This window comes from Rhizobium sp. AN5 (assembly GCF_900215255.1).
GTDB classification, from domain to species: domain Bacteria; phylum Pseudomonadota; class Alphaproteobacteria; order Rhizobiales; family Rhizobiaceae; genus Agrobacterium; species Agrobacterium tumefaciens.
The window spans coordinates 434,531-450,529 of sequence record NZ_OCMJ01000004.1 but is presented as its reverse complement, the minus strand read 5'-3'; the positions used below and the strand labels follow the sequence as shown (position 1 = coordinate 450,529).

At 60.8% G+C, this 15,999-nt stretch carries 12 protein-coding genes; 4 read left to right on the top strand and 8 right to left on the bottom strand.

Annotated elements, in window-relative coordinates:
- Positions 1-12 precede the first annotated feature (12 nt).
- Entirely contained in the window at positions 13-1,359 is a 1,347-nt protein-coding gene (locus CRP02_RS14460) for a TldD/PmbA family protein (protein ID WP_097172783.1), read from the bottom strand.
- Positions 1,360-1,475: 116 nt separating this feature from the next.
- Here CRP02_RS14460 and CRP02_RS14455 point away from each other — a divergent pair, with 116 nt between their 5' ends.
- A complete protein-coding gene (locus tag CRP02_RS14455) occupies positions 1,476-3,305 on the top strand; it encodes a monovalent cation:proton antiporter-2 (CPA2) family protein (protein ID WP_097101650.1) in 1,830 nt (609 codons plus the stop codon).
- A 41-nt stretch (positions 3,306-3,346) separates the two neighbouring features.
- Here CRP02_RS14455 and CRP02_RS14450 read toward each other — a convergent pair whose 3' ends face one another.
- The 3 genes from CRP02_RS14450 to CRP02_RS14440 form a co-directional block, all read right to left on the bottom strand.
- Positions 3,347-4,273: a patatin-like phospholipase family protein gene (locus tag CRP02_RS14450; RefSeq protein ID WP_097171557.1), complete on the bottom strand. Its 927-nt coding sequence runs from the start codon at positions 4,271-4,273 to the stop codon at positions 3,347-3,349.
- Between the two features lie 188 nt (positions 4,274-4,461).
- Complete coding sequence (gene rsmD / locus CRP02_RS14445; RefSeq protein WP_004432183.1) at positions 4,462-5,019, bottom strand: 16S rRNA (guanine(966)-N(2))-methyltransferase RsmD; 558 nt, start codon at positions 5,017-5,019, stop codon at positions 4,462-4,464.
- On the bottom strand, positions 5,000-6,976 hold the full coding sequence (locus CRP02_RS14440) for a pseudouridine synthase (protein WP_097171556.1): 1,977 nt from the start codon (positions 6,974-6,976) through the stop codon (positions 5,000-5,002). Before CRP02_RS14440 ends, rsmD begins: the two co-directional genes overlap by 20 nt.
- Positions 6,977-7,047: 71 nt before the next feature.
- Here CRP02_RS14440 and CRP02_RS14435 point away from each other — a divergent pair, with 71 nt between their 5' ends.
- Positions 7,048-7,506 carry a nucleoside deaminase gene (locus CRP02_RS14435; RefSeq protein ID WP_097171555.1) on the top strand — a complete coding sequence of 153 codons (459 nt, stop codon included), beginning with the start codon at positions 7,048-7,050 and terminating at the stop codon, positions 7,504-7,506.
- A 52-nt stretch (positions 7,507-7,558) separates the two neighbouring features.
- Here CRP02_RS14435 and CRP02_RS14430 read toward each other — a convergent pair whose 3' ends face one another.
- The 4 genes from CRP02_RS14430 to CRP02_RS14415 all read right to left on the bottom strand — a co-directional run bounded on the left by CRP02_RS14430 (position 7,559) and on the right by CRP02_RS14415 (position 13,462).
- A complete protein-coding gene (locus tag CRP02_RS14430; protein ID WP_097171554.1) occupies positions 7,559-8,212 on the bottom strand; it encodes a hypothetical protein in 654 nt (217 codons plus the stop codon).
- Between the two features lie 205 nt (positions 8,213-8,417).
- Entirely contained in the window at positions 8,418-11,321 is a 2,904-nt protein-coding gene (gene ileS, locus CRP02_RS14425; protein ID WP_097171553.1) for an isoleucine--tRNA ligase, read from the bottom strand.
- Positions 11,322-11,589: 268 nt separating this feature from the next.
- Positions 11,590-12,570 carry a bifunctional riboflavin kinase/FAD synthetase gene (locus CRP02_RS14420; RefSeq protein ID WP_004432194.1) on the bottom strand — a complete coding sequence of 327 codons (981 nt, stop codon included), beginning with the start codon at positions 12,568-12,570 and terminating at the stop codon, positions 11,590-11,592.
- A 43-nt stretch (positions 12,571-12,613) separates the two neighbouring features.
- Positions 12,614-13,462, bottom strand: coding sequence for a TIGR01459 family HAD-type hydrolase (locus CRP02_RS14415; RefSeq protein WP_097101638.1), 849 nt, complete (start codon positions 13,460-13,462; stop codon positions 12,614-12,616).
- A gap of 369 nt (positions 13,463-13,831) precedes the next feature.
- Between CRP02_RS14415 and groES the strand changes: the two genes are divergently transcribed.
- Both groES and groL read left to right on the top strand, forming a co-directional pair.
- Positions 13,832-14,128 (top strand): co-chaperone GroES, encoded by a 297-nt coding sequence (gene groES, locus CRP02_RS14410; protein WP_003494080.1) that lies wholly within the window; start codon positions 13,832-13,834, stop codon positions 14,126-14,128.
- 74 nt (positions 14,129-14,202) lie between these two features.
- Positions 14,203-15,837, top strand: coding sequence for a chaperonin GroEL (gene groL / locus CRP02_RS14405; RefSeq protein WP_004432205.1), 1,635 nt, complete (start codon positions 14,203-14,205; stop codon positions 15,835-15,837).
- Positions 15,838-15,999: the final 162 nt, after the last annotated feature.

The following is a 15,999-nucleotide window of genomic DNA, read 5'->3' as shown; positions in this document are numbered from 1 at the left end:
CCGCAGGTCGCCTCACTTGCCCGCGATCGTCATGCCTTCGATAGCAAGCGTCGGTGCTGCGACACCATATTTACGGTCGATATCGTTAGCAGGCGTGACACGCATGAACATGTCCTTCAGGTTCGAAGCGATGGTGACCTCGGAAACCGCGAAGGATTTTTCACCATTCTCGATCCAGAAGCCGCTCGCACCGCAGCTATATTCACCGGTGAGCATATTGGCGCCGTGGCCAATCAGTTCGGTGACGTAAAAGCCGGTTCCGACGTTCCTCAGCAGATCTTCCGGCGAAATATCGCCTGGCTCCAGCGCGAGATTGGTTGAGGACGGCGATACCGAAGTGCCACCGCGCACGCCGCGACCGTTGGTTTCAAGGCCGAGTTCACGCGCTGCCGAGGTGGAGAGGAACCAATGCTTCAGCACCCCGTCCTCGATCATCGTCATCTTCTCGCCCCGGACACCCTCGCCATCGAAGGGCCGCGACGAGGGGCCACGAACGATCTGCGGATCGTCCGTCAGATAAAGGCCCTTTTTCAGAACCTGCTGCCCCATCCTGTCGCGCAGGAAGCTGGTCTTGCGGGCAACGGAAGCGCCATTGATCGCGCCGGCAATGGCGCCGACGAAACCGCGCGCGATGCGCGGATCAAAAACCACGGTCATATTGCTGCCGGTATCGACCTGACGCGGGCCGACCCGCCGCACGACTTTTTCGCCGGCGCGGCGGCCGATTTCTTCGGCTGCATCCAGATCGGCGTAATAAAGGCGGCTGTCGAAATCGTAGTCGCGCTCCATCTTCGTGCCCTCGCCGGCGATGACGCTGACGGAACGGCTGAAACGGCTGCCCATGTAGCTGCCGGAAAAACCGTGCGAGGTGGCAAGGACGAGGCCGCCCATGCCGCTCGATGCGCCAGCACCGGAAGAATTGCTGACGCCCTTGACGGCAAGCGCCGCCTCTTCCGAGGCGAGCGCTGCCTCACGCAATTGATCTGTAGAGACCTCGGTCGCATCGAAAAGCTCGAGATCGTCGTAGGAGGTCGCGAGCCGTTCCCTGTCTGCCAGGCAGGCAAAGGGGTCTTCCGGCGAAACCTTCGCCATGGCCACCGCCCGTTCCGCCAGGGTCTTCAGGTCGAAGCCGGGATTGGCCGAAACGCTCGCCACCCGCCGCCCGACGAAAACGCGAAGCGAAAAATCATCGCTTTCGGAGGATTCAGTACTTTCCACCTTGCCAAGCCGCACGCCGACCGATTGCGAGCGGGAGCGGACGACGACGGCATCCGCCTCATCCGCGCCTGCAGCGCGGGCAAGATCGACAAGCTCGCTGGCGCGATCGAGAAGTTTGGAAGAATCTATTTCTGAGGACATGAGTTGGCCTTTCATTCCTGTTCCATTTATTGTGCCATCAACCCCGCATCAAGGGCGAAACGTCGCTTTCTCCATCGACAAGGCTTTGTCGCCACCATATTCGAAAGTCAGCCAGCATGACCGAGCACGACGCTCTCTTTTCCGAACCCTTGCTGCTTCTGGCCGGCGCGGTCATCGCGGCGTCGATTTTCCGCAAACTCGGCCTTGGCACCGTGCTCGGTTATCTGGTGGCGGGCATCGTCATCGGGCCGTTCCTGCATCTGGTGACAGACGCGAAAGATATCTTCAACGTCTCGGAACTGGGCGTGGTTTTCCTGCTCTTCATCATCGGCCTTGAACTCAAGCCATCGCGCATTTGGCAGATGCGGCGCGATATTTTAGGGCTAGGGCTGGCGCAGGTGCTGGTGACGGGCAGCGTGCTGGCATTGATTGCCTGGTGGGCCGGGCTGATCGACGCGCGCGGCAGCCTCGTTGCGGGTTTCGGCCTTGCACTCTCCTCCACCGCCTTTGCACTGCAAATTCTTGAAGACGATGGCGACATGAATACGCGGCATGGCAACCGCTCCTTCTCGATCCTGCTGTTTCAGGATCTCGCCATCGTACCGCTTCTCGCCCTTGTCACCATTCTTTCCAACCGCCCGGACGTGCCGACGGATTCGATGGCCTACGATCTCGTCGCCTCCGTTGTCGCGGTGGCGGGCATGGTGTTGGCCGGGCGTTATCTGCTGACGCCGATGTTCCAGATCATCGCCCGCACGGGTGCGCGGGAGGTGATGATCGCCGCCGCCCTCTTCGTCGTCATCGGTGCGGCCGCCATCATGGAGGCGGTTGGGCTTTCGATGGGCATGGGTGCGCTGCTGGCCGGGCTGATGCTGTCGGAATCCTCCTATCGGCACGAGCTGGAAGCCGATATCGAGCCGTTTCGCGGGCTGTTTCTGGCGCTGTTCTTCATGGCCGTCGGCATGTCGCTGCACATCAACATCGTCTACGAGCACATTCTTCTCATCCTGATCGCCGTGCCGGCGATGATGGCTGTGAAGGCGGCCGTAATCTATGGGCTGTGCCGCATCGCCGGTTCGTCCCGTTATGCATCGAGCCGTATCGCGCTGCTGCTGGCGCAGGGCGGCGAATTCGGTTTCGTGCTGTTTTCCACTGCTGCCGCCTCCCGCCTGTTTCCGCAGGCGACGGCTTCCATCCTTGTCGCCATCGTGACGCTTTCCATGGCGCTGACGCCGCTACTGGCAGTGGTTTCTCGCCGGCTGACGGCAGAGGATGCCGATGAGGACACGCTGGACGAGGATTTTGACGGGGCTGGCGCCGATGTGCTGATGATCGGCTTTTCGCGCTTCGGCCAGATCGCCTCGCAAATCCTGCTTGCCGGTGGGCGCGACGTGACTGTCATCGACAGTTCGGCCGATCGTGTGCGTCAGGCTTCCCGCTTCGGTTTCCGCATCTTTTTCGGCGATGGTACACGCAAGGACGTGCTGATCGCGGCTGGCATAGAGCGCGCCGATCTCGTGGCGGTCTGCACCCATAAAAAGGAAGTCACCGACCACATCATCGACATGATCCAGTCGGAATTTCCAAGCGTGCGCATCTATGCCCGCTCCTATGACCGCATTCATTCCCTCGACCTCAGGAAAAAGGGCGTGGAATACGAAATCCGCGAGACGCTGGAATCCGGCCTGCTGTTTGGCCGCCGCATTCTGGAAGGGCTGGACATGGACGGCGAAAGGGCGCTTGCCATTTCCGACGACATACGCGAGCGCGACGAGGAGAGATTGCAGCTACAGGCCGTGGAAGGGCTCGCCGCCGGCAGGCAGATGCTGCACAACAAGCCGGTGCGCGAAGTGAAGCCCGAGCCACTGATGAAGCCGAAGAACAAGGTGGAAAAGCGCGAGGAAGAAGAGGACGAAGACGAGGGTGAAATAGCAGTCTCCCACTAAGCGGCACGCGCTCGCCCCAGCGAATACTCAAGGAGTACCGCTCAAGCCTCCACGCCCTGCCCGCGATGGAAAAGTTCCACCTGCATTTCGATCTGCCGTTTCAGATCATCCTTGATCCCGGCGGAAGCGTTCAGCACTTCTTCCGATTTGAGAAAATCCAGCACACCAAAACGGTGCACCGGTGGGCGCAGAAAAATATGCGGCGGGCGCAATCTGAGTTTCAGGGCAATGGCCGCCTGCATCATCAGCTGACTGGCGCCGAACAGGCTGTCCAGCCGGTTCGGCATGGTGGTGCCGTCACCTTCAGGGCCGCCAACCACATCGATGCCGACGATGATATCGGCCTGATCCATCAGATGCTCATAGGGCACAGGATTGAAGATGCCGCCATCGATCATGATGCGGCCGTTGACGCGCACCGGCATGAATAGAGCCGGAATAGCCGCAGAAGCCGCCAGCGCCTGAATGATCTCGCCGGTTTCCACCACCACTTCGGTCTGCGCATAATAATCCGTGGTCACCACTTTCAGGGGAATGGCAAGTTCGGAAAAATCCTTCGGCAGGGCCTGCGGCATCAAGGCGTGCAGAATGAGTTCGAGATTGAACTGGCCAAGACGAAAACCATCGACCGCATGGCGCATGGATGCGGGGCCGAGGCTCCAGAGACGGTTGGCGACCGAACCCTTCCGCCCCATGAGTTCAAGCGTATATTCGCGGATTTCCTTGCCGCTCATGCCGGCCGCCATGCCTGCTGCGATGATGGAGCCGATGGAGGAGCCGGAAAGCGCGACCGGGCGAATGCCTAGTTCGTCGAATGCCTCGATGACGTTGATGTGGCAGATGCCGCGTGCGCCACCGCCGCCGAGCGCCAGGCCGAATGTCGGCTCATGACCGCTCTCGCGGCTGACATCGATTGCCTCTTGCCCGGCGTGAACCATTGTGACGCTGTCGTTTACACCCTGCTCCATGCCAAATACCCAAGACCCTTTCCACGGCAAAGCCTCTGCCTATTCGGCAAACAAGACAAGACCGTGACGTGACGGGAAAGTGCTGCCGTCAGAGTGTTTTCGCTTTTCTTCAAATCGCGAAAACACTCTAACTCTTTGTTTTGCGGCATTTCCGCACGGAAACCGGGGGCCGTCTTCCTGGAAATGCTCTAGGGCTCGTAGCGGTAGAAGTGCATTTTCGAGTCGCCGAAGATGCGGCTCTCGAGCGGTTTGAACACCGGCTCGACATTGACCACAACATCGCCGCGCTCTTCCAGAATGGCGAGCGCACCGGGTGCCAGCCAGCCGCCAGCATGGGCAGCGGCAAATGCCTTCTCCCCGTGGCCCTGGCCATAGGGCGGATCGGCGAACAGGAGATCGAAGGGCTCGATATTGTTGACGCCGCCAAGCTTGGTTGCGTCACGCCGCAGGATGCGGGCACGCCCATGCAGCCCCAGCGCATCGATATTTTCCCACAACAGCCCCCTGCCCTCAACGCCGTTTTCGACGAAGAGCGCCACACGACAGCCACGCGAAAGCGCCTCCAGCCCGACCGCGCCCGTTCCGGCAAAAACGTCCAGAACGCGCGTACCGTCAAGACTTTCCGGATAGGCGTGGCTCAGAATATTGAAGAGGCTTTCCCGTGTCCTGTCGATTGTCGGACGAATGGAATTTGTTTTCGGCGCGGCCAGATTTCGGCCGCGGAACTCACCGCCTACGATCCGCATTACGTGTCATTCCCCTGCCACCAGAAGGTTTGCCACCCGGGCCTTTGCCGCCCGGCTTGCCGCCGCCGGGGCCGCTACCGCCACCGGGGCCTTTGCCCTTGCCTGAAAAACCCGAACGTTCGCCACGTTCACCCGGTTTACCAAAGGACGGCTTGCCCGATGCGGGCCTGCCGCCGGGTTTTCCACCCGGTTTTGCGCCTCTCGGCTTGTCACCGAAAGGCCGGTCGCCACGTGGGCGATCACCGTCTTCGCGGGGCTTGTCGCGGAACGGACGCTCACCGAAAGGTTTCTCACCACGCGCTGTGCGATCTCCGAAGCTCTTCTCACCGCGTGGGCGGTCGCTGCGCGGGCGATCACCCTCCTCACGCGGCTTGTCACGGAACGGACGGTCGCCAAACGGTTTTCCACCGCGTGCGGTGCGATCTCCGAAGCTCTTCTCGCCGCGAGGACCGTCGCCACGCGGGCGATCTCCCGCTTCACGCGGCTTGTCACGGAACGGGCGGTCGCCGAAGGATTTCCCGGCGCGATCTCCAAAGCTCTTTCCGCCGCGCGGGCCGTCGCCACGTCCACGACCGCCTTCTTCTTCGCGCGGGGAATCCGAACGGATCCACTCGCCCTCGGAATCGGCATGCCTGACGACGTTGCGGCGCGCTTCCGCCTGGGCGGAAGGCTTCTTGAACAGGCTTTCCGCTTCCGCGCGGGCAGAAGACTTCCGCTCCTTGCCATCACGGGTGGGCTTTGCGCCGGGCGCCATCCAGACATTGGCCGTGCGGCTGGTGCCCGCGGGCGGGCGGGCGGGGCGGCGTTCTTCGCCATCCTCTTCGCCACGGGTTTTCGCGCCGAATTTCCCGGCAGGTTTGCCACCGAACTTGCCGGCTGGCTTGTCACCGCGCTTGGTGTCGAGACGGCCGAGCGCCTTTTCGCGGCGATCTTCCGGTTTGCCGGCAGCCCTGTCGAAACGCGGCTTGCCTTCCGGCGCGTCGCTCTTTGCCCATTCGGACCGGGGCGCGCGCTTGGGCGTGTTTTCTTCTTCATCGTCGGCGACAGGCGCATCGTAGATCGGCGCATCGAAATTGGCGCCGGATTGTTCGATGAGGCGCGGACCAAGCTGGTCACGCAGCATGCGGCCACGCACTTCAAGCACCTTGCCTTCAGGCAGATCACCGAGCTGGAACGGGCCGTAGGAGATACGGATCAGGCGGTTGACCTCAAGGCCGAGCGCGCCGAGCACGTTCTTGATCTCGCGGTTCTTGCCTTCGCGCAGACCCATGGTGATCCAGACGTTGTGACCCTGGGTGCGGTCGAGCGTCGCGTCGATAGCGCCATAAAGCACGCCGTCGACGGCAATGCCTTCCTTCAGCTTGTCGAGGGCGGCCTGATCGACCTCGCCATGGGCGCGCACGCGGTAGCGGCGCAGCCAGCCGGTCGTCGGCAGTTCGAGCACGCGCGAGAGACCGCCATCGTTGGTCAACAGCAGCAGGCCTTCGGTATTGATGTCGAGGCGGCCGATGGAGAGCACACGCGGCAATTCACCCGGCAGATTGTCGAAAACGGTCGGGCGGCCTTCCGGGTCGGAATTGGTCGTCACCAGGCCGGCGGGCTTGTGGTAAAGCCACAGGCGCGTGCGCTCAGCCCCGCGGATGGGCATGCCATCCACTTCGATCTTGTCGGAAAGCGTCGCGTTCATCACCGGAGTGTCCAGCTTGACGCCGTTCAGCGACACGCGGCCTTCCATGATCATGCGCTCGATATCGCGGCGCGAGGCAACGCCGGCGCGCGCCATGATCTTGGAAATGCGCTCTGGCTTGGTGCCGATAACGGCTTCCTGCACCGGAGCCGCCTTGGCTTCTACCGGTTTCTTTTCACGCTCTGCGGCGGGCTTGCCGGTGCCTTTCGGCTTCTTGTCGCGGCTAAAAGTCTTGCCACCGTCACGCTTCGGCTTGTCTTTAAAAGTCATTTGCTGTTTGCCTGTTGTTTGGGCTGTCCTATCAGGTCCAAGCACAAGGGTTAAGAGGAAATTGAAACGCAATGGCCGAAAGGATGCATTTCATGGAACTGGCGCTGGCGGAAGCCCGTGCCGCCGGTGAGCGGCAGGAGGTTCCGATCGGCGCAGTCCTGGTTCTGGACGGTCGCGTCATCGCCCGTTCCGGCAATCGCACACGTGAATTGAACGATGTGACGGCGCATGCCGAAATCGCCGTGATCCGCATGGCCTGCGAGGCGCTGGAACAGGAACGCCTGCCCGGTGCCGATCTCTATGTAACGCTGGAACCCTGCACCATGTGCGCGGCGGCGATCTCGTTTGCCCGCATCCGTCGTCTCTATTACGGTGCGGAAGACCCGAAGGGCGGCGCGGTGCATAGTGGCGTGCGTTTCTTCAGCCAGCCGACATGCCACCACGCGCCTGATGTCTATTCGGGGCTGGCGGAAAGCGAAAGTGCTGAAATTCTGCGGAAATTCTTTCGCGAGAAACGTCTCGACGAATAAGCAGCCGGCGGGAGATGCAATCTTTCCCGCAGGCCATAAGCCCTTCATTTTATCAGAAGGGGTTCCACCAGGGTTTGCCGGTGTTTGCCATCGCCGCTTCTTTCTTACGGCGCTTTTCCTTCTTCTGCTCCGGCTCACCGAGGTCAGTCAGCTGATCCTGCGGAACGCTACGATATTCCTGCGGCGGATCGGTCAGGAACTTGCGCTGGGCGTTGACGACAGAGCCACCCTGGGCATCTGCCTTGGCCTTGCGGAAGGCTTCCCATTTCTGGCTTTCGGTCATCTGGCCGGCCGTGCCGTTGCCCGCAAGCAGCGGTGAGCGGTAATGCGGATTGTTCTTGTTGGCATCCGCCTCGTCACGCAGGCGTTCACGGGTCTCTTCCGGCGATTCGACCCATTGCGGGTTGTTTTCGCGGCTCGCCATGTTCTGCTGGGGCGTCGTCAATTGCTCGGCGCGGGACTGGGCGGGGACAACGAGACCGGGACGCGGGCTGTATTTCAGGTTGCGTTTTTCCTGGTCGTTGCCGGTGATCGAGGTCGCGTTGCCGAGGTCGTCTACAAGCTGTTCTGCCGCAGTCTTGCCCGTGCCATAGGTCGGGCTCGTGCAGGCGCTGAGCAGCACGCCTATCGCCGTGATACCTGCAACCGTGCGAACCATGCTCAAACCCTGCGCGTTATCCTGCCCAAAAGCCTTCATCGTCTTCATAAAAACCCTTCCAGCCGTCCGTCCCATTGCGCCAGACATCGTCTTTCGGCAGGCGGTAGCCCGCATTGCCGTGCAAATCCGGCCATTTTCAGGCAGGTGTACCGGATGAAGAGCTAAAGCGCAATTCATCCGGCCATTTTCCTCGCGCATCGGCCCGAAACTCGAAATCGATTTTTCGACAGGAACGATGCGCAGCAGCTCTAAATCATCCCAGCGCGGCAAGCTCGCGCAGTGCCGCCGCATCACGGGCCGAAACCTCCGGATAGTCCGGATCGGAACCGACATCGGTGGTGATACGCCAGGAGCGTGCGCATTTTGCGCCTTCCGCCAGCTTCTGCTCGACGACGACCTTTGCGACCTCCGGCAAGCGGAAGCCATCGGCAGGGCCTTCATCGCCGACCACCGAAATGGCGGAGGTGATGCAGATTTCGGCAAAATCCTGCCCGGAGAGAGCCGCCAGAAGATCGGCGTCGGCAATGTGGACGACCGGGGCTGCCTCAAGCGAGGAGCCGATACGCTTTTCACGGCGTTCCACTTCGAGCGCACCGGTGACGACCGTGCGGACCTTGCGGATTTTCTCCCACTTCGCTTCCAGCGCGTCGTTGTTCCACGCCGCCGGGATTTCCGGGAACTGGGCGAGATGTACCGATTCCGCATCCGGATAGCGCGAAAGCCATGCTTCTTCAGTGGTGAAGGGCAGCATGGGCGCGAGCCATGTGACGAGGCAATCGAACAGCTTGGCGATGACCGACAGCGATGCACGGCGCTTCAGCGACGACGGCGCGTCGCAATAAAGCGTGTCCTTGCGGATGTCGAAGTAGAAAGCCGACAGCTCAACATTTGCGAAATCGATCAGGGCGCGGGCGATCTTCTTGAAGTCGAAGGCGTCGTAGCCATCGCGCACGACCTTATCCAGCTCGGACAGGCGGTGCAGCACCAGCTTTTCCAGTTCCGGCAGATCGGCATAGGCGATCTCCTCGCCCTTGTCGTGGGCAAGCGTGCCGAGCATCCAGCGCACGGTGTTGCGCAGCTTGCGATACGCATCGATATTGGTCTGGATGATGGCCTTGCCCAGACGCTGGTCTTCCCAGTAATCGGTCGTCATGACCCACAGGCGCAGGATATCCGCGCCGGACTCTTTCATCACGTCCTGTGGTGCAACAACGTTGCCGAGAGACTTGGACTGCTTGCGGCCCTGCTCGTCCATGGTGAAGCCATGGGTGACGACGGCGTTATAGGGCGCGCGGCCACGCGTCGCGCAGCTTTCCAGCAGCGACGAATGGAACCAGCCGCGATGCTGGTCCGAGCCTTCGAGATAGACATCCGCCGGCCACTTCATGTCCGGGCGATCTTCCAGCGTGAAGGTATGGGTGCAGCCGCTATCGAACCACACGTCGAGGATATCCATGACCTGCTGCCATTTGGCGTGGTCATGGTCATTGCCGAGGAAACGTTCCTTGGCGCCTTCGGCAAACCAGGCATCCGCACCTTCAGCCTCGAAGGCTTCGAGGATGCGGGCGTTGACAGCCTCGTCGACCAAAACCTCACCCTGCTCGTCGGCGAAGACCGCGATCGGCACGCCCCAGCTGCGCTGGCGCGACAGAACCCAGTCGGGCCGACCTTCGATCATGGCGCGCAGGCGGTTCTGGCCGGATGCCGGAACGAAACGGGTCTGGTCGATGGCATCAAGCGAACGCGAGCGCAGCGTGGTGCCGTCGCCGAGTTCCTTGTCCATGTAGACAAACCACTGCGGCGTGTTGCGGAAGATCACCGGCTTCTTGGAGCGCCAGCTATGCGGATAGCTGTGCTTCAGACGGCCGCGCGCGAACAGGTTGTTGGCCGCGATCAGCGCCTTGATGACGCGCTCGTTGGCATCGCCCTTCTTGCCGTTATCATCCATGACGCGGGCCGCACCGCCTTCGGCAGACGGGCCGAAACCGGGGGCGTCCTCGGTGTAGAAACCGTCATCGCCAACGGGGAACGGGATGGCCGGCGAAACGCCGCGCGCTTCCAGCTCACGCTGATGCGCGGTCCAGACGTCAAAGTCCTCGCGGCCATGGCTTGGCGCGGTGTGCACGAAGCCCGTGCCTGCATCGTCGGTGACGTGGTCGCCATCGAGAAGCGGAACCGGGAAATCGTAGCCAAGCGACGCCAAAGGATGGGCGCAGGTGATGGCGGCCAGTTCTTCAGCTTTCACATCGCGCACGAACTTGAAGGTCACCTTCGCCTTGGCAGCAGCCTCATCGGCAAGCTTTCTGGCGAAGATCAGCTTTTCACCCGGCTGCGGACCGAAATCGTTCTGCGCGCTTTCGACTTCGAACAGGCCATATTCGACCCGCGAGGAGAAGGCGATGGCGCGGTTGCCGGGGATGGTCCACGGCGTGGTCGTCCAGATGACGACAGAGACGCCGGAAAGAGCGGGCGCAGCATCCTTCACCGGGAACTTCACCCAGATCATGTCGCTCTCAACGTCGTGATACTCGACCTCGGCTTCCGCCAGCGCCGTGCGCTCGACAACCGACCACATGATCGGCTTGGAACCGCGATAGAGCTGGCCGCTTCTGGCGATCTTCAGGAGTTCACCGGCGATGCGGGCTTCGGCGTGGAAGTTCATTGTCGTGTAGGGATTGTCGAAGTCACCCTCGATGCCAAGACGCTTGAACTCTTCCGACTGAACCTTGATCCAGCCAGCCGCAAAGTCACGGCATTCCCTGCGGAACTCGTTGACCGGAACCTCGTCCTTGTTCTTGCCCTTGGCGCGGTAGGCTTCCTCGATCTTCCATTCGATCGGCAGGCCGTGGCAATCCCAGCCGGGCACGTAATTGGCGTCGAAACCGCGCATCTGGAACGAGCGGGTGATGACGTCTTTCAGGATCTTGTTCAGCGCATGGCCGATGTGGATGTTGCCGTTGGCATAGGGCGGGCCATCATGCAGCACGAATTTCTCGCGACCGGCGGCGGAGGCGCGGAGCTTTTTATACAGGCCCATTTCCTGCCAGCGCTTCACCGTTTCCGGTTCTTTCTGCGGCAGGCCGGCACGCATCGGGAAATCCGTCTGCGGCAAATAGAGGGTCGAGGAATAGTCGAATTTTTCTGCGGTGTCGCTCATAATTGTACCGTTGTTGCGCGCCGTGTCGGTCGCGCCGTCTCAATTTCAAAGAGGGCAAATACGGAAAGCGCCATGTCAAATGCCATGGCGAGCGCCAAAATCCCGGACCTTCCGGCTCTTCAGAGCGGGCGGAAGGCCGGGCCAATAATTCGGCCTATCTGAACTTTAAACAGCAACCGGTATTGGGACATGGCCGGTTGTTTATGCGGTTTTCCGGCAAAAAGGAAGTGAAAAGCGACGACAATCCGGGACAGGATTATCTGCCCGCTCAAAATGCTATCTTCGCATCCAATTCACTGAGCGGCCGTACGCCTGACAGCATCGCCCGCGCCTCTTCCTCGTCCCGCCTGATCTGCGCGACCAGAGGGTCCAAGCCGTCAAATTTCAGCTCGTCACGCAGGTGCCCGAAGAAGGATACCGAACAGACCTCACCATAGAGATCACCGGAAAAATCGAAGACGTAGGTTTCCAGAAGTGCCGCACCGTTATCGGTGACCGTCGGGCGGTAACCGAAGCTTGCAACGCCATCGTAAATCGCCCCGTCGGGGCGGCGGAACCGCACGGCATAGATGCCGGCTTTCAGCTCCGTTTCGGGTGAAAGCGCCATGTTGGCCGTCGGGTAACCCAGCGTCCGCCCCAGCTTCTGGCCGCCGATGACTTCACTCTCCACAGTGAAACGATACCCGAGTTGTCCGGCTGCACCTGCCACATCCCCTTCGCACAGAAGCGAGCGGATACGGCTCGAGGAGACGACATCCGCGCCCTCGTCGCGAAAGGCATCCACGAGCGTCACGTCGAAGCCGTTGCGCTTGCCGGCCGCCATCAGAAATGCCGGGCCACCTTCGCGGCCCTTGCCGAAATGGAAATCAAAGCCGGTGACGACGGCGCTGGCGCCCAGCCAGTCGACCAGAATGGAATTGACGAACTCTTCCGCCGAGCGCTGCGAAAACTCGCGGTCGAAGGGGTATTCGATGACGGAGCGGAAGCCGATGGCCTCGAGAATACGTGCCTTCAACGGCGCAGGCGTCAGGCGGAAGACCGGCGTTTCAGGGCGGAAGACGGAACGGGGATGCGGTTCGAAGGTCAGCACCAGTGCCGGTACGCCGCGCGCCTCGGCCAGTTCCAGCGCACGGTCCAGAACGGCGCGGTGGCCGCGATGCACACCATCGAAATTGCCGATCGCGATGACGCCGCCGCGCAAGCCTTCAGGCAGCGGCTCCTTTTTTTCATTGCGATGAAAGACGGTCATTGCAGTCGATCCATTTTTTACGCCGGCTTACGCCAGACGTTTCCTAGGCAAGGCGGGGCATCCACCAGCCGGGAGCCGCACCCTGCCCCTTCAGATAGGCGTTCAGAAGCGCCTCGTCCGTCTGGCCATTCAGCGTATATTCGGCGGCGTGAATGCCGCCGCTGATATAAAGAAGGTTTAGGCCGCTCGCAATTGCGCCCTTCACATCCGTCGGCATGCCATCGCCAATGGCGAGCACGCGATCCCTAGGGAAATCGCCGCGCACTTCTTTCGCCGCCGCAAGGCAGGCTTCATAGATCGGCGCGTGCGGTTTGCCGGCAATACGGACTTCGCCGCCAAGCTGTTCGTAATATGCGGCCATGGCGCCGGCGCAGGGAATGATGCGCTCGCCGCGCTCCACCACCAGATCGGGGTTGGCGCAGATCATCGGCGCCTTGCGGGCGATGAAGCCTTTCAGCATTTCCGTATAGTCTTCCGGCGTTTCCGTCTCGTCATCGAAGAAACCGGTGCAGACGACGGATTCCGCTTCCGCCTCGCCGACCCGTTCGACATCGAGACCTTCCAGCAGCGGCATGTCCCGCTCGGGGCCGAGCAGGAAGACTTTTCTCGGGCCTTCCGCGATCAGGCCGCGGGTGACGTCGCCCGATGTGATGATGCGGTCATAGGCCTCATCCGGCACGCCGAGAACGCGAAGCTGGGCGATGACACCGGGGGCCGGACGCGGCGAATTGGTGATGAGCACCACGGTCTTGCCGGCCTTGCGCGCGTCGTGCAGCGCAACCGCCGCATCCGGGAAAGCGCTGACGCCATTATGCAGCACGCCCCAGACATCCGAAAGAACAACGTCGAACCCATCAGTGATTTCGCCGAGGGTGAGAATGCGATGGGCCATGATATGCTTTCCGGGTGCGAAAAAAGGGTGTGCGTCACATGGCAAAGCAGGACGCCGATGGCAAGGAAAAAAGCGGTGCCAGGCCTGCCTCCGGCCCACCGGCCACCATCCGAACATAAAACCCCTCTACGCCGAAAACGAAGGTTGCCTGAAAAAGAGCGATTTGTCCGCGCCCGTCAGAGCGTGGAAATTTTCTGTCATGGAACGCTGGTAACCATAGGCCGTGAAATTTTTCCGGCAGTGCGTTCTTGACTCCGGGGGGACGCCTCCTTATCTCGGCTTTGCTGGCACTCTAACAAGAGGAGTGCTAACACCCATCACGTGAACCTTCAAAAGGTTCCTGAAGTCATTTGATCGAGGGATTAGGCAATGACAAGCACCAATTTCCGCCCGCTTCATGATCGCGTCGTCGTTCGTCGCGTTGAGTCCGAAGCAAAGACCAAGGGCGGCATCATCATTCCCGATACCGCCAAGGAAAAGCCGCAGGAAGGCGAAATCGTCGCCGTCGGTTCCGGCGCTCGCGATGAGGCCGGCAAGGTCGTCGCTCTCGACGTCAAGGTTGGCGATCGCGTCCTGTTCGGCAAGTGGTCGGGCACCGAAGTCAAGCTCGACGGCGAAGACCTTCTGATCATGAAGGAAGCCGACATCATGGGTATCATCGGCTGATTTCGCCGAACCCATCGTTTCCTTAAATTTCAAGCCGGACCCCGTCCGGCCATTCGAAACCAGGAGTTTTGAAAATGGCAGCCAAAGAAGTCAAATTCGGCCGCACAGCGCGCGAAAAGATGCTCAAGGGCGTCGACATTCTCGCTGATGCAGTGAAGGTCACCCTCGGCCCGAAGGGTCGTAACGTCGTTATCGACAAGTCCTTCGGCGCACCGCGCATCACCAAGGACGGCGTTTCGGTCGCCAAGGAAATCGAACTGGAAGACAAGTTCGAGAACATGGGCGCACAGCTCGTTCGCGAAGTTGCCTCCAAGACCAACGACATCGCCGGTGACGGCACCACCACCGCAACGGTTCTGGCCCAGGCCATCGTTCGCGAAGGTGCAAAGGCAGTTGCTGCCGGCATGAACCCGATGGACCTCAAGCGCGGTATCGATCTGGCCGTTGCTGAAGTCGTCAAGGACCTTCAGGCCAAGGCCAAGAAGATCAACACTTCGGAAGAAGTTGCACAGGTCGGCACGATCTCTGCAAACGGCGAGCGTCAGATCGGTCTCGACATTGCTGAAGCAATGCAGCGCGTCGGCAACGAAGGCGTCATCACCGTTGAAGAAGCCAAGACCGCTGAAACCGAACTCGAAGTCGTCGAAGGCATGCAGTTCGACCGCGGCTACCTGTCGCCTTACTTCGTGACCAACCCGGAAAAGATGGTTGCGGACCTCGAAGACGCATACATCCTGCTGCACGAAAAGAAGCTTTCGAACCTCCAGGCCATGCTGCCGGTTCTCGAAGCTGTCGTTCAGACCGGCAAGCCGCTCGTCATCATCGCTGAAGACGTAGAAGGCGAAGCCCTTGCAACGCTCGTCGTCAACAAGCTGCGTGGCGGCCTCAAGATCGCTGCCGTCAAGGCTCCTGGCTTCGGCGACCGCCGCAAGGCCATGCTGGAAGACATCGCCATCCTGACCGGTGGTACCGTCATTTCCGAAGATCTCGGCATCAAGCTCGAAAGCGTTACCCTCGACATGCTCGGCAAGTCGAAGAAGGTTTCGATCTCCAAGGAAAACACCACGATCGTTGATGGTGCTGGCCAGAAGTCCGACATCGAAGGCCGTGTTGCCCAGATCAAGGCGCAGATCGAAGAAACCACTTCCGACTACGACCGCGAAAAGCTGCAGGAACGTCTTGCCAAGCTCGCTGGCGGCGTTGCCGTAATCCGCGTTGGCGGTTCGACGGAAGTTGAAGTGAAGGAAAAGAAGGACCGCATCGACGACGCTCTCAACGCGACGCGCGCTGCTGTTCAGGAAGGCATCGTACCGGGCGGCGGCGTTGCCCTGCTGCGTTCTTCCACGAAGATCACCGTCAAGGGTGAGAACGACGACCAGGAAGCCGGCATCAACATCGTCCGCAAGGCTCTGCAGTCTCTGGTTCGCCAGATTGCAGAAAACGCAGGTGACGAAGCTTCCATCGTTGTTGGCAAGATCCTCGACCGGAACGAAGACAACTACGGCTACAACGCCCAGACCGGCGAATATGGCGACCTGATCCAGCTCGGCATCGTCGACCCGGTCAAGGTTGTTCGCACCGCTCTGCAGAACGCAGCTTCGGTTGCTTCGCTGCTGATCACCACCGAAGCCATGATCGCCGAACTTCCTAAGAAGGAATCGGCAATGCCCCAGATGCCTGGCGGCGGTATGGGCGGCATGGACTTCTAATCAGTCCTGTCACTGGAATACGAAAGGGCGGTCTTCGGATCGCCCTTTTTCGTTACCGCCCATGCCCTTCTAGCGGTCTGGCGTCGCAAGCGCGCCAGACGGGCGGCTTGGACTTCCAATCAGTCCTGTCACTGGAATACGAAAGGGCGGTCTTCGGATCGC

Coding starts and splice junctions, on each gene's coding strand:
- rsmD (WP_004432183.1), bottom strand. CDS start 5,019: ATGCGGATCGTAGGCGGTGAGTTCCGCGGCCGAAATCTGGCCGCGCCG.
- CRP02_RS14450 (WP_097171557.1), bottom strand. CDS start 4,273: ATGGAGCAGGGTGTAAACGACAGCGTCACAATGGTTCACGCCGGGCAA.
- CRP02_RS14460 (WP_097172783.1), bottom strand. CDS start 1,359: ATGTCCTCAGAAATAGATTCTTCCAAACTTCTCGATCGCGCCAGCGAG.
- groES (WP_003494080.1), top strand. CDS start 13,832: ATGACAAGCACCAATTTCCGCCCGCTTCATGATCGCGTCGTCGTTCGT.
- CRP02_RS14430 (WP_097171554.1), bottom strand. CDS start 8,212: ATGAAGACGATGAAGGCTTTTGGGCAGGATAACGCGCAGGGTTTGAGC.
- CRP02_RS14440 (WP_097171556.1), bottom strand. CDS start 6,976: ATGACTTTTAAAGACAAGCCGAAGCGTGACGGTGGCAAGACTTTTAGC.
- CRP02_RS14435 (WP_097171555.1), top strand. CDS start 7,048: ATGGCCGAAAGGATGCATTTCATGGAACTGGCGCTGGCGGAAGCCCGT.
- ileS (WP_097171553.1), bottom strand. CDS start 11,321: ATGAGCGACACCGCAGAAAAATTCGACTATTCCTCGACCCTCTATTTG.
- CRP02_RS14415 (WP_097101638.1), bottom strand. CDS start 13,462: ATGGCCCATCGCATTCTCACCCTCGGCGAAATCACTGATGGGTTCGAC.
- CRP02_RS14420 (WP_004432194.1), bottom strand. CDS start 12,570: ATGACCGTCTTTCATCGCAATGAAAAAAAGGAGCCGCTGCCTGAAGGC.
- groL (WP_004432205.1), top strand. CDS start 14,203: ATGGCAGCCAAAGAAGTCAAATTCGGCCGCACAGCGCGCGAAAAGATG.
- CRP02_RS14455 (WP_097101650.1), top strand. CDS start 1,476: ATGACCGAGCACGACGCTCTCTTTTCCGAACCCTTGCTGCTTCTGGCC.